Source organism: Pseudomonas matsuisoli (assembly GCF_014647635.1).
GTDB classification, from domain to species: Bacteria; Pseudomonadota; Gammaproteobacteria; order Pseudomonadales; family Pseudomonadaceae; genus Pseudomonas_P; species Pseudomonas_P matsuisoli.
Window position 1 is genome coordinate 192,448 of sequence record NZ_BMPO01000008.1, and the last position, 13,741, is coordinate 206,188.

The following is a 13,741-nucleotide window of genomic DNA, read 5'->3' on the forward strand; positions in this document are numbered from 1 at the left end:
CTACAAAATTGAAGATCATCCTCCTCCCCCGCATAGGCACAGGGCGAAATCCCCAAATGGGCTTCCAGCGACGCCATGTAGCTACGCCCGAGTCTCTGCATACGAGTTCAAGGTAAACGGTGGATTACGCCACGTCGTGGCTAACCCACCCTACTTGCTATAGCCCAGGCGACTGAAGTCGCCCCTGCAAGGGGTGTTTGTATACGCTCACCCTAACGCTGCTCACTCTGTGGCGTGACCCGTAACACTTCCTCGATCGTGGTCTGCCCTGCCGCGACCTTCTGCGCGCCTGACAAACGCAGGCTGCGCATGCCTTCCTTGAAGGCCGCGCGGCGAAGGCTGATCAAGTCAGTATCCGCCGTAATGGCCGGCTTCAAACCGTCATTCAGCAACATGATTTCATACACCCCAGCACGCCCTCGGTATCCCGTGTCGCGGCATTCCTGGCAACCCACCGCCCGATGTGCGCCGGTAGGCACCGCGGAACTCCACGGCCGAGTCAGCGCCTGCCAGTCTTCCTGTGAGATCTCCACCGGCGCCTTGCAATGCGGGCAAAGCGTTCGCACCAAGCGTTGCGCCATGACGCCAAGCAGCGTCGCCCGCAGCAGGTAATGAGGGACGCCCAACTCCATCAGACGCGTAAGCGCGCTGGGCGCATCGTTGGTGTGCAGCGTGGAAAGTACCAAGTGCCCCGTCAACGCCGCCTGGATCGCCATCTCCGCCGTTTCCAGATCGCGGATCTCGCCAATCATGATGATGTCCGGGTCTTGCCGCATCAGCGCGCGCACACCGCTGGCAAACGTCAGGTCGATGTTGTGCTGCACCTGCATCTGGTTGAACGCCGGCTCGATCATCTCGATTGGGTCTTCGATGGTGCAGACGTTCACCTCGCTGGTCGCCAGTTGCTTCAGCGTGGTGTAGAGCGTAGTGGTTTTCCCTGACCCCGTAGGCCCGGTGACGAGAATGATGCCATTGGGCTGATTGGTCATGCTTTGCCAACGCCGCAGGTCATCGGTGGAAAACCCGAGGGCGTCGAAGCTCTTCAGCAAGACGTCCGGGTCGAAGATCCGCATGACCATCTTTTCGCCGAACGCGGTCGGCAGCGTCGATAAGCGCAACTCCACCTCGCCGCCATCGGGAGTCCGGGTCTTGATCCGGCCATCCTGGGGCTTGCGCTTTTCGGCGACGTTCATCCGCCCGAGGCTTTTCAAGCGGCTGATGACCGCCATCGTCACCTGTGCGGGGAATTGATAGACATTGTGCAGTACGCCGTCGATACGAAACCGCACGGTGCCGACATCCCGACGGGGCTCGATGTGAATATCACTGGCCCGCTGCTGGTACGCGTATTGGAACAACCAGTCGACGATGTTGACGATGTGCGCATCGTTCGCGTCCGGCTCCGAATCCTGGGCACCCAGGCTAAGCAACTGTTCGAAGTTACCGACGCCGCTGATTTTTTGATCGGTCGTTGACGCGCCGCTCACCGAGCGTGCCAGCCGGTAGAACTCGTTGGTGAAGCGTTCCAGATCGATTGGATTGACCACCACGCGCCTGATCGGTCGCTTCAACACGTGCATCAAATCCGGCTCCCAGCTGCTGACGAACGGCTGGGCGCTGGCAACGGTGACCGACTCGGCATCCACCGCGACGGCGAGGATCTTGTGCCGCTGGGCAAAGGCATGCGACATGAGCGGCGTCACTTTCGCCGCCTCGATCTTCAATGGATCGATGCGCAGGTAGGGCTGATCAGAATATTCCGCCAGCCATAGCGTCAGCGCCTCGATATCAAGCTTGCGTCCCGGGCGGCTGATGTCATCCACCTGTTGCGCGGCTAGAAACTCCAACGGATGCTGTTGCGTATTGAAGGAGCTGCGGCGGATGGCCAGGCACTGCTCGGCCGTGTCCTGCGCAACGCGTCCCTGCGCCACGAGCTCGCGCAGTACCTCGTTAAGATCGAGCCAACGATCCTTTGCGGCGGACGAAGGAACTGCCATGGGAACTCCTGAAAGGCCGGTATTAGACGCTAGCATGCCGTATCCGGCAGACCACTTATACCGGGCTGGCCTCTTATTGCGGACAACGTTCACGATAGACCCTAAAGGTCGCCCGCGGTGATAAACAGACCAGACGACTGGCGAGAAAGGGCAGCCTTCTGCCGTTGTGGGGACAAACGAACCGAGCATGAATCACACAAGGCGTAACCTAATCGGATGCGTTCGCCCCGGTGGAAGCCCTTCGAGATTCCACCCTACGTTCGTCCGTCGCGCGAGCGCATCCCGCAAACGAACCGTAGGGTGGATCACGCGAAGCGTAATCCACCGCTCGCCACCCAATACCCGAAGCCCTGCACCTCGCCCCTTCCGTCCATCTTTTTTACCGATCTCGCTCGCTGTAAAGGCCTGCTGACACTAGAGCCGTCCGCAGCCTTTGCCTACAATCACGCCCCTTTGCCCTGGAGCCCACTATGTCCCTGCCCGCCCTGCGCCTGAAAGCCAATGCCGACCGACGCCTGCGCGCCGGCCATCTGTGGGTCTACAGCAACGAAATCGACGTCGCTGCCACACCGCTGAACGCCTTCCAGCCTGGCGACCAGGCGGTACTGGAGACCACCAGCGGCAAGCCGTTGGGTATCGTCGCGGTCTCGCCGAACAATCTCATCTGTGCGCGCCTGCTGTCCCGTGACCTCAAGCACCCGCTGGACAAGTCGCTGCTCGTCCACCGACTGAAAGTTGCACTAAGCCTGCGCGATCGCCTGTTCGACACCCCGCACTACCGTCTGGTCTACGGCGACTCGGACCTGTTGCCGGGCCTCGTCGTCGATCGTTTTGGTGACTACGTCGTCGCGCAGATCGCCTCGCCCACCATGGAGCGCCACCGCGACGATATCCTCGCGGCGCTGCTACAAGTCCTCAAGCCTGCTGGAGTTCTCTGGAAGAACGACTCCAGCGCGCGCGATGCCGAGGGCCTGGAGCGCTATGTCGACAACGCCTACGGCGAGGTGCCGGATTGGGTGCCGTTGATCGAGAACGGCGTGCAGTTCGAAGCCCCCGTGCGAGAAGGCCAGAAGACCGGCTGGTTCTACGACCACCGCATGAATCGCGCGCGCCTCGCACCCTATGTGGCCGGCAAGCGCGTACTGGACCTGTTCAGCTACATCGGTGGCTGGGGCGTGCAAGCCGCCGCGTTCGGTGCAAGCGAAGTATTCTGCGTGGACGCATCGGCATTCGCACTGGATGGCGTCGAGCGTAACGCCGCGTTGAATGGCCTGGCCGAGAAAATGACCTGCGTAGAGGGCGACGTATTCGAAGCCCTAAAAGAGCTGAAGAACGCCGAAGAGCGTTTCGACGTCGTCATCGCTGATCCGCCCGCCTTCATCAAGCGTAAGAAGGACCTGAAGAACGGCGAAGCTGCCTATCGCCGCCTGAACGAACAGGCCATGCGTTTGCTGAACAAGGACGGCATCCTCGTTAGCGCCTCCTGCTCGATGCATTTGCCGGAAGACGACTTGCAAAACATCCTGCTGGGCAGCGCGCGCCATCTGGATCGCAACATCCAACTTCTCGAGCGCGGCTCGCAGGGCCCGGATCATCCCGTCCACCCGGCGATTGCCGAGACGCGCTACATCAAGAGTATGACCGTGCGGTTACTGCCGAACGCGTAATGCAAGCGCGCTTCGGTACCGTAGGGCGGGTGCAACCCGCGGCTTTGTGGCGTGTCCATGCGGGTTTCACCCGCGCTACAAGAGCGCGAAGCGCGACTATCGAGACTTGATCAGTTTGTCCGCCTCGCTGATGTAGGCCGTTTTGCTGCGTCGATCATAGATACATAGCTCGCGGCCGCGCTGCTCCTTCATATGCGGCTGCGGATACTGCCCATTGATCACCAGGGCCGAGACGGCCAGGCGATCGTCGAACATGACGGGCTCACCCGCAATTCGGGCGTTTTTCAGCTGGCTTGCCCCTAGGCAGCGCTCCCGCATATCGCGCTCGTACGCTCGCCAGGCGTCGTCTGATGACGCCTGGACATGCCCTGTCAGGAACAGGGGAATCAAGGAACAAAGCATCAGCCGTTTCATAAACGGTCCTTTGGGGAGAACGTGCGCGTTGGACCGCTCCTCGCCGGAAGGGTGCATTGGAAACCCTCCGTCCCCCGCCCTTTCCCCCGGCAGACGCACGAGCGTAGAATCCTAGCTCTTTCTGCCATTCATCTTCGGCGGAACCAGAGCCCGGCCTTGTCAGCGGAGATCCCGCATTCTCCAGGCCTGTCGCCCATCGCGTAAAACGAACGCGAGTCGATCTTCACACGACCCAAGCGATGCTCGCTGAACGAACCATAAGAGGGTGTTTACAAGAACGCCGTATGGCACACGCACTTTGTAGAACCCCGCTCACGACCTGATCAGCCGCAGGAAACCGTCATGCCTGACTACCGCTCGAAAACCTCCACCTTTGGCCGCAACATGGCCGGCGCCCGTGCCCTGTGGCGTGCCACTGGGATGAAAGACGAAGACTTCAAGAAGCCGATCATCGCCATCGCCAACTCCTTCACCCAGTTCGTGCCCGGCCACGTGCACCTGAAGGATCTCGGTCAACTGGTGGCCCGCGAGATCGAGAAAGCCGGCGGCGTGGCCAAGGAATTCAACACCATCGCAGTCGACGACGGCATCGCCATGGGCCACGACGGCATGCTCTATTCGCTGCCGAGCCGCGAGATCATTGCTGACTCCGTGGAGTACATGGTCAACGCCCACTGCGCCGACGCCATCGTCTGTATCAGCAACTGCGACAAGATCACCCCCGGCATGCTGATGGCCGCGCTGCGTCTGAACATCCCGGTCGTCTTCGTTTCCGGTGGGCCAATGGAAGCCGGCAAGACCAAACTGGCTAGCCACGGCCTGGACCTGGTCGATGCCATGGTCATCGCCGCCGACAGCTCGGCCAGTGACGAGAAAGTCGCGGAATACGAGCGTAGCGCCTGCCCAACCTGCGGTTCTTGCTCCGGCATGTTCACCGCCAACTCGATGAACTGCCTGACCGAAGCCTTGGGCCTGTCCCTGCCAGGCAATGGTTCGACCCTAGCGACCCACAGCGACCGCGAGCAGCTGTTCCTGCGCGCCGGCCGCCTGGCCGTCGAACTTTGCCAGCGCTACTACGGCGAAGGCGACGAGTCGGTTCTGCCGCGCAACATCGCCAACTTCAATGCGTTCGAGAACGCCATGATGCTCGACATCGCCATGGGCGGCTCGACCAACACGATCCTCCACCTGCTGGCGGCCGCCCAGGAAGCGGAAATCGAGTTCGACCTGCGCGATATCGATCGCCTGTCACGCAAAGTGCCGCAGCTGTGCAAGGTGGCGCCGAACATCCAGAAGTACCACATGGAAGACGTGCACCGCGCCGGCGGTATCTTCTCCATTCTCGGCGAGCTGGCCCGTGGTGGCCTGCTGCACACCGATGTGCACACCGTGCACAGCCCGAACATGGCCGAAGCCATCGCCCAGTGGGACATCACCCAGACCAAGGACGAAGCCGTTCACCACTTCTTCAAGGCAGGCCCGGCAGGTATCCCTAGTCAGACCGCGTTCAGCCAGTCGACCCGTTGGGACACCCTGGACGACGACCGTGCGAACGGCTGCATCCGCAGCGTCGAGCATGCCTATTCCCAACAGGGTGGCCTCGCGGTGCTCTACGGCAACATCGCCCTGGATGGATGCGTGGTGAAAACCGCGGGTGTGGACGAATCCATCCACGTATTCGAAGGCAACGCCAAAGTCTTCGAAAGCCAGGACAGCGCGGTGAAAGGCATCCTCGGCGATGAAGTGAAGGAAGGCGACATCGTCATCATTCGCTACGAAGGCCCGAAAGGCGGCCCGGGCATGCAGGAAATGCTCTACCCAACGAGCTACCTGAAGTCCAAAGGCCTTGGCAAAGCCTGCGCCCTGCTCACCGACGGCCGCTTCTCCGGCGGTACCAGCGGTCTGTCCATCGGCCACGCCTCGCCGGAAGCCGCCTCGGGCGGTGCCATCGGCCTGGTACAGGACGGCGACAAAGTGCTTATCGACATCCCCAACCGCAGCATCAACCTGCTGGTCTCGGATGAAGAACTGGCCCACCGCCGCATTGAGCAAGACAAGAAAGGCTGGAAGCCCGCCGCCCCGCGCACGCGCAAGGTAACGACGGCGCTCAAAGCCTATGCCCTGCTCGCCACTAGTGCCGATAAAGGCGCGGTGCGCAACAAGGCGATGCTGGACGACTGATCGCCCTGTAACGAAAAAGCCCGGCCCTGTGCCGGGCTTTTTTATAGCCGGTGTGCGACACGATCGCCTACAAGTAGGCTCCTACAGGATCGAAGCCTCCCTGTAGGAGCTAGCTTGCTAGCGATCAGATCCATGCCCACGCTCAAATCTCGAACCCGAGCCCATAAAAATCGTAGGGCGGGTACAACCCGCGGCTTTTAACGTCCATCTACTCTGATCGGCCCCCAGGCGACAAAACCTTCACCGCCCCTATCGCGCTACCGGTAGAATCCGCGCTTTTTTCAAGACCTCGCCCTCATGTCCCAGGAAAACCCTGTTGCCCCGCCTCGCTCCGAGCTGCTCTACGCCCTCGAAGCCAAACCGCGCCCCATGATTGCCGTGCTCGCGGCCATCCAGCATCTGCTGGCGATCATCGTTCCCATCGTCACGCCGGGGTTGCTGATTTGTCAGGCGCTGGGCGTTTCGGCGCGGGACACCAACCTGATCGTCTCCATGTCGCTGGTGATCTCCGGCATCGCCACCTTCGTGCAATGTCGTCGTTTCGGCCCACTGGGTACTGGCCTGCTGATCATTCAGGGCACCAGCTTCAACTTCGTCGGCCCGCTGATTGCGGGGGGCGCATTGATGGTGAAGAACGGAACGCCCGTAGAAAGCGTGATGGCCGCCATCTTCGGTGTGGTCATGGCAGGTTCGTTCGTGGAGATGGGCGTCTCGCGCATCTTGCCGTTCGTGAAGCGTCTCATCACGCCGCTGGTGACGGGTATCGTGGTGCTGATGATCGGCCTGACGCTAATCAAGGTCGGGCTCATCAGCATGGGCGGCGGCTTTTCCGCCATGGCCAACGGCACCTTCGCCAACGGTGAGAACCTGTTGCTGTCGGGCGTAGTGCTCGCAACAATCGTGTTCCTCAACCGAATTCCCGTCGTATGGATGCGTAGCGGCGCCATCGTTATCGCCCTCGGGCTCGGTTATGCGTTGGCCGCCTACCTGGGCCGGCTGGATTTTAGCGGCATGCATCAGGCCGAACTGTTCCAGGTGCCGACGCCTTTCCACTTCGGCATCGGCTTTTCCTGGTCGCTGTTCGTGCCGATGTTGGTGATCTACCTCGTCACCTCGCTGGAAGCCATCGGCGACATCACCGCGACGAGCAAAGTCTCCCGCCAACCGGTCGAGGGCCCGCTCTGGATGCAGCGGATCAAGGGCGGTGTGCTGGTGAACGGTGCCAACTCCTTCCTGGCCGGTATCTTCAACACGTTCCCCAGCTCGATCTTCGCGCAGAACAATGGCGTGATTCAGTTGACCGGGATCGCCAGCCGTCATGTCGGGCTGTGGATAGCGGTCATTCTCGTACTCCTCGGGCTGTTCCCCGCCGTGGCGGGTGTCATCCAGGCGGTGCCGGAACCGGTGCTCGGGGGCGCGGCATTGGTCATGTTCGGCGCCGTGGCGGCGTCAGGCATCAATATCCTGGCCGGCATCGATCTAGACCGCCGCGCGTTGCTCATCATTGCTGTCTCGTTGGCCCTCGGACTCGGCGTATCGCAGGTGCCTGAGTTTCTCGCACACATGCCAACAGCATTGCGCAGCGTCTTGGAGTCCGGCGTCGCGACCGGCGGCATCTGCGCATTGGTGATGAACTGGTTTCTGCCGGAGCCTGCGTCTTCGAACGAGGTTTGATGTTCCATGAAAACAAGGCGCGGGTTCTACCCGCGCTATGGCGTCGATGGACTAAGCCTTCAACGCCTGTTCCGCTGCGGCCTGCGCGTGGATGAAGGTCGTGTCGAACACCGGCACGGGTGAATCCTGTGGGCCCACCAGTAGCGAAATCTCAGTGCAACCCAGGATGATCGCCTCGGCGCCCCCTGCATGCAGCGCCCGGATGATCCGCAGGTACTCGGCGCGTGACGCGTCCCGAATCTCACCAACGCACAACTCTTCGTAGATGACCCGGTGAATGAGCGCTCGATCCGCCTCCTCCGGCGTCAGCACGCGCAGGTCGTGATGCGTTTCCAGACGCTCCCGATAGAACGCCTGCTCCATCGTGAACCGCGTCCCCAACAGGCCGACCACGGAATGCCCCGCTTGCTTGATGGCCAGGGCCGTTGGGTCGGCGATGTGCAGCAGCGGTAACGTCACGGCGGCTTCGATGGCCGGCGCGACCTTGTGCATCGTGTTCGTACAAAGCACGAGGAAGTCAGCACCCGCTGCCTCCAACGCAACCGCTGCTTGTGCCAACTCGCGTCCTGCGCCCTCCCAGTCACCGGCGTGCTGCAGCCGTTCGATATCGTGAAAATCGACGCTGTACAACACGATTCGCGCGGAGTGCAGACCGCCAAGCGCGGCTTTCACCGCTTCGTTGATGTGGCGGTAATAGGGCACCGTGGACTCCCAACTCATGCCGCCGATCAGGCCAATCGTGTTCATCTTCACGTCCACCCCTGACGCCAGCGCGTGGCGTCCTTCAAGTCATGCCAATCGATGGCAGCGATCCGTTTCGTCATGACGGCTTCGATAGCGCATTCAATGACGATGCCTTCCTCATCGAACTCCACATCGATTACCAAGAAGTGCTTTTCCTTCCGCTCCGGCGCCACCGCCGTCCACTTACTGTGCAGCAACTTACGGGGGTTGATCTGATTCGCTGCCCGCTTCTCATTCATGGCGACGCACCAGCGCCTGCACCGCCTCGCGCACCGGCCTGTCACCGTCAGTGAGCTCGATGATCTCGCGGCGTATCGCGGGTGTATCGATGAGCGCAGCCAGTACCGCAGCGACGTTACCCCGAGCGACCGAGCCATAGGGCAATGCGAGGTTAGCACTCACTCGCCCATTACCGTCCTCGGACACCAAGGTACCCGGTCGCAGGATGACCCAGTCGAGACCAGAGGCAACCAGCGCGTTATCAGATGCGCGCTTCACGCTCATGTAATGCTCGAAGCCGGGCTTGCGCTCTCCGCCCCGCGCCGCGTCCATGAAGGCCGATACGAGATAGACGCGCTTGATACCTGCGCTTTTAGCAGCGGCAATGGTGTGAGTGACGCCCTCTCCGTCGATCGCCGTCGTGCGCTCGAGACCGCTGCCGGCGGCCCCTGCTGAAAAGACGATGACGTCGTGCCCCTTGAGGGCCGCGGCGAGATCCTCGGCGGTCATCGTCATCAAGTCGCCCAGATAAGGACGAACACCCGCCCGTGACAATGCTTCGGCCTGCTCCGGTGAACGATGCAGTCCACTCACCGAATGTCCGTTACCGACCAACAGCGGCCCCAGCCGTGAGCCCACGCCGCCCGTTGCGCCGATGATGAAGACCTTGCTCATGGGACACCTCCGCAGTGAATTCACCGCTAACGCTAGCGAATTGCACCAGGCATTGCGAATCGGTGAATCATCCCAACGGGGCAACGCCCAAACCGTTCACAAGCGTTTCCAATGCGCGCAGCCCAGCCACGGAGTTGCCATAGGTGTCCAACCGCGGCGACCAGACGCAGATGCTCATTTGCCCCGGCACGATGGCGACGATGCCGCCGCCCACACCGCTCTTGCCGGGCAGACCTACACGCCAAGCGAAGTCACCCGCCGCGTCGTACAGCCCGCAGGTCAGCAGCAGCGCATTGAGCTGGCGGTTCTTGTGGGGCGCTAGTACGACGCTGCCATCGAGCGGGCTGACGCCACGGTTGGCAAGAAACGCGAATGCCCGGGCAACATCGACGCAACTCATCGCCAAGGCACAGCCATGGAAGTACAGGTCCAGTACCTCATCCACGTTGCCCTGCAGGTTGCCGTAGGCCTTCATCAGATAGGCCAATGAGGCGTTGCGGGCCTTGTGATCCATTTCCGAACGCGCCACGCGGGCGTCGAAATTGATGTCTGGATTACCCGCGAGGCGCCGCGCCTGCTCACGTAGCACCCAGTGGATCGACATGATCCGCGACACCAGAATGTCGGTAATCAACACCGCACCGGCATTGATGAACGGGTTACGCGGCACGCCCTTTTCCACTTCCAATTGGACGATGGAATTGAACGCTTGCCCTGAAGGTTCGCGCCCCACCCGCGTCCAGATGTCGTCCTCCTCAAGCCGCTGCATGGCGATAACCAAGTTGATCACCTTGGAAATGGACTGGATCGAAAACGCCTTTCCGCCGTCACCGGCGCTATACACATTGCCTTGAACATCACAGATGGCGATGCCGAAGCCATCGGGCGGGACTTCAGCGAGGGCAGGAATATAGTCCGCTACTTTTCCCTCACCGAAATGGCTCGGCGCATCCGCCGCGACCTGGTCCAACAGACGTTGCAAGGCAATGGGATCGAGCGGCGAAAGCATGAGGCAGTCCGATACGGCAGTGGAGCGCGCAGTGTAGCGGGGCCCGCAGTGCAGAGCAGGAGACTTTGTTCGCCAGCTGCGCGCAGGGTAGCCAGACGCGAGGCTATCGATTTTTGCAGGCGGTAAGGGCGACCCGTCCATGGAACTCACGAATGATAAAAATTATCATTTTTATAAACGCGTATCAGAGGATGATCTGGATCAAGGGAGTTTCAGTCCACTGCGCCTAACGTGGGCCCTTTCTGGATGGAGCGACACATGAATCATGCGGACGTCGTCATCGTCGGCGCCGGCCCGATCGGGCTTTGCTTCGCGCGAGCCTTGGCGACCAGCGGGCTTACGATCGCGCTGGTGGATCGCCAGCCTAGTGAGCACCTTGCAACGCCAGTCTTTGACGGTCGAGAAATCGCCCTGACACATGCTTCACGAGCGCTGCTCGAAGCGCTGGGTATCTGGCCGCTGATTCCGGGGCGCGATATCCATCCGTTGCGCGAAGCCAAAGTATTGAATGGTCCATCGGCGTTTTCCCTCGACTTCGCCGCCCGTCCGCGCCAAGCGACCGAACTGGGCTGGCTCGTGCCCAACCAGCAGATACGCCGGGCTGCCTGGACCGCAGCCGACGGGCAAGAGCGATTGCGGCTTATCGATGGGGTCTCTGTGAATGCAATCGAAACGCGGGTCGATGACATGCAGGTCACCTTAAGCGACGGTCGGCTCATTACCACGCAGCTGGTCGTCGCGGCGGACAATCGCTTCTCCGCCATTCGTCGCCTGTTAGGGATAGGCGCGTCGGTGCGCGACTTTGGCCGCAGCATGCTCGTCTGTCGGATGCGCCACGAGCGGGACCACGCCCACACAGCGGTGGAATGGTTTGGGTATGGCAAGACGTTGGCACTGTTGCCGCTCGACGAAAAACGATCGAGCGCTGTGGTGACGCTGCCGCCACACCGGATCGAAGCCTTGATGGCGATGGCTAAGGCTGACTTCGATGCGTCCATCAGCGCGCTGTTCGAGCATCGCTTCGGCGCCATGCAAGCTGACGGCGAACGGCATGCTTATCCCCTCGTGAGCGTATACGCCAACCGCTTCGTGGGCCCACGAAGCGCGCTGATCGGCGACGCGGCAGTTGGCATGCACCCGGTCACCGCACACGGTTTCAATTTGGGCCTGCAAAGTGTCGAGCGCCTGTCCAGCGCACTGCGGGGTGCCGCGCAGGGCGGTGGCGACATCGGCGAGGCGACGTTGCTGGCTGCTTACGAGCGCGATCACCGCCTTGTCAGCCGCCCCCTGTACGAGGCGACCAATGCCATCGTCTCGCTCTACACGGATGATCGCCTGCCCCTGCGCTTGCTCCGTAATGCCGCCCTGCGCGTCGCCCAGCATCTGCCGCCGTTCAAGGGGGCGGTGACCGCGCATCTCACGCGCACGCGCTAACCGTGCACAAACGTTCCAGACATCCGCCCCGCAACGGACTAGAGTCGGGTTACGTTTCCATACGGCTACGCCGCCCGATGCACCACCTGCGATGCCAAAGATCTCATGAACCACGACGATCGCCGCTGGATCTCCCTTCATCTGGACGCTGAAACAGGCATCGAAGCCCTGCGCGCGCATTTCGAAGGGCACGCATACGATCCGCATTGGCACGACAGTTACCTGATCGGTTTCACCGAGCAGGGCGTGCAGCAATTCAACTGCCGGCGCACCCTGTACCGCAGCACACCTGGCCAGATATTCCTCTTGGAGCCGGGCGAGATTCACGATGGAGATGCCCCTGCCGAAGGCGGATTCACGTATTCCATGCTGTACCTGGACCCGACCTGGCTCGTGCGTGCGCTTCGCGCGCTCGACGACGGGGCACTGACGTGCAGCGAGCCAGGTTTCGCGACGACGCTGACCGAACGCCCGGATTTGCTGGTCGCGATCGCCAATGCCGTCCATGCACTGGCGCATTCGGAACTGCGCATCGTCCGGCAAACGGCATTGGACGAACTGTTGGCCCGCTTGAGTACCCACTTGCGCTGGCGCTTGCCGCGTGATCGCGATCCACGTCTGCCGGGCGTCGCCCTTCGCACACGTGATTACCTGCATGCCCATCTGGACCAGGACACCGGCCTGGACGAGCTCGCAGCCTCCGCGGGCGTCAGTCGCTTTCGCCTGTCCCGGGCGTTCAAAGCCGCCTTCGGCATCGCTCCGCACGCTTATCTGATTCAGCTACGGCTTACCAAGGCAAGGCAACTTCTCGCACGGGGTCATGCTCCCGCGGAAGTCGCCACGGCCCTGGGTTTCGCCGACCAAAGCCACATGGGCCGCTGGTTTCGCCGGGCCTATGGCTTGACTCCGGCCCGCTACCGCGCAGGGGTGAACCGCTAGAAAGAATGGCCGAACCGGCTCTTCAGGATGTACTGCTCAGACCTTCCAGACGACCGATGCCTGCCTTCGCACACTGGGCGCCCGTCTCCTGGAGAACCCAGACATGCTCACGATCGACTTCCCCCGCCGCATACCCTCCACGCCTGCAGGAGGGTCGCCATGTTGGATCTGATTCCGTTCACCCTCTTCGCCACGGTGGCATCCATCACCCCTGGGCCGACGAACATCCTGATCCTGGGCCATAGCCTGCGACATGGATTGCGCGGTGCCATGCCCCTCGTGATCGGAGCCTGCATGAGTGCTGCCGCGATCGTTTGGGCCGTGGGTGCCGGTATCGGCGACGTACTGATGGCCCATGCGTCGCTGCAAATTGCCATGAAATGGATGGGTATCGCTTGGCTGACGTATCTTGCCTGGCAAATCTTTCGCAGCGCGCCGACGCTTGCGCCTAACGGCGATGAGGCTCGACTGGGCTTCTCGACCGCGGCTGGTTTGCAGTTGGTCAATCCAAAAGTCTGGATGATGGCGCTGGCGGTGGTCAGCGTATTCGCGCGGCCTGATGCTGATGAAACCCAGCATGTTGCGATCCTCGCCGCGATTTTCTTCTGCGTTTCGCTGCCATGCCTGGCGCTCTGGGCGGTGCTCGGGCGCAGCGCCGCACGGCTTCTGACGTCTTCGCGGCACATTCAGCGATTCAATCGAGGCCTGGCCATCTTACTGCTCGTTTCGGCCTGGGCGGCGCTGCTGCCCTAAGGCCGGTTCCACGTTCTCGGCCCGTCGATCCGCAG

12 protein-coding genes are annotated in these 13,741 nt (G+C 61.7%); 6 read left to right on the forward strand and 6 right to left on the reverse strand.

Annotated features, from left to right (window positions below; all coding sequences use genetic code 11):
* Positions 1–212 precede the first annotated feature (212 nt).
* Positions 213–1,997, reverse strand: a complete 1,785-nt coding sequence (gene tfpB, locus IEY47_RS16845) for a type IV pilus assembly ATPase TfpB (RefSeq protein WP_188984783.1) — start codon at positions 1,995–1,997, stop codon at positions 213–215.
* Between the two features lie 470 nt (positions 1,998–2,467).
* Between tfpB and IEY47_RS16850 the strand changes: the two genes are divergently transcribed.
* On the forward strand, positions 2,468–3,664 hold the full coding sequence (locus IEY47_RS16850; RefSeq protein ID WP_188984785.1) for a class I SAM-dependent rRNA methyltransferase: 1,197 nt from the start codon (positions 2,468–2,470) through the stop codon (positions 3,662–3,664).
* Positions 3,665–3,760: 96 nt separating this feature from the next.
* Here IEY47_RS16850 and IEY47_RS16855 read toward each other — a convergent pair whose 3' ends face one another.
* On the reverse strand, positions 3,761–4,078 hold the full coding sequence (locus IEY47_RS16855; RefSeq protein ID WP_188984786.1) for a hypothetical protein: 318 nt from the start codon (positions 4,076–4,078) through the stop codon (positions 3,761–3,763).
* A 342-nt stretch (positions 4,079–4,420) separates the two neighbouring features.
* On the opposite strand from IEY47_RS16855, the gene ilvD reads away from it, so the two are divergent.
* A complete protein-coding gene (ilvD, locus tag IEY47_RS16860) occupies positions 4,421–6,259 on the forward strand; it encodes a dihydroxy-acid dehydratase (protein WP_188984789.1) in 1,839 nt (612 codons plus the stop codon).
* A gap of 297 nt (positions 6,260–6,556) precedes the next feature.
* On the forward strand, positions 6,557–7,933 hold the full coding sequence (locus IEY47_RS16865; RefSeq protein WP_188984791.1) for a nucleobase:cation symporter-2 family protein: 1,377 nt from the start codon (positions 6,557–6,559) through the stop codon (positions 7,931–7,933).
* A 51-nt stretch (positions 7,934–7,984) separates the two neighbouring features.
* Here IEY47_RS16865 and IEY47_RS16870 read toward each other — a convergent pair whose 3' ends face one another.
* From IEY47_RS16870 to glsB, 4 genes are all read right to left on the reverse strand, one after another.
* Positions 7,985–8,680, reverse strand: coding sequence for an aspartate/glutamate racemase family protein (locus IEY47_RS16870; RefSeq protein ID WP_188984944.1), 696 nt, complete (start codon positions 8,678–8,680; stop codon positions 7,985–7,987).
* A 2-nt stretch (positions 8,681–8,682) separates the two neighbouring features.
* On the reverse strand, positions 8,683–8,916 hold the full coding sequence (locus IEY47_RS16875) for a TIGR02450 family Trp-rich protein (RefSeq protein WP_188984793.1): 234 nt from the start codon (positions 8,914–8,916) through the stop codon (positions 8,683–8,685).
* Positions 8,909–9,571 (reverse strand): SDR family oxidoreductase, encoded by a 663-nt coding sequence (locus IEY47_RS16880; protein ID WP_188984795.1) that lies wholly within the window; start codon positions 9,569–9,571, stop codon positions 8,909–8,911. Before IEY47_RS16880 ends, IEY47_RS16875 begins: the two co-directional genes overlap by 8 nt.
* 67 nt (positions 9,572–9,638) lie before the next feature.
* Positions 9,639–10,580 carry a glutaminase B gene (glsB, locus tag IEY47_RS16885; RefSeq protein WP_188984797.1) on the reverse strand — a complete coding sequence of 314 codons (942 nt, stop codon included), beginning with the start codon at positions 10,578–10,580 and terminating at the stop codon, positions 9,639–9,641.
* Between the two features lie 258 nt (positions 10,581–10,838).
* Between glsB and ubiM the strand changes: the two genes are divergently transcribed.
* The 3 genes from ubiM (at position 10,839) to IEY47_RS16900 (ending at position 13,706) form a co-directional block, all read left to right on the forward strand.
* Positions 10,839–12,014 carry a 5-demethoxyubiquinol-8 5-hydroxylase UbiM gene (gene ubiM, locus IEY47_RS16890; RefSeq protein WP_188984799.1) on the forward strand — a complete coding sequence of 392 codons (1,176 nt, stop codon included), beginning with the start codon at positions 10,839–10,841 and terminating at the stop codon, positions 12,012–12,014.
* 105 nt (positions 12,015–12,119) lie between these two features.
* Positions 12,120–12,953, forward strand: a complete 834-nt coding sequence (locus tag IEY47_RS16895; protein ID WP_188984801.1) for an AraC family transcriptional regulator — start codon at positions 12,120–12,122, stop codon at positions 12,951–12,953.
* 159 nt (positions 12,954–13,112) lie between these two features.
* A complete protein-coding gene (locus IEY47_RS16900; protein WP_188984803.1) occupies positions 13,113–13,706 on the forward strand; it encodes a LysE family translocator in 594 nt (197 codons plus the stop codon).
* The last annotated feature ends 35 nt before the right edge of the window (positions 13,707–13,741 follow it).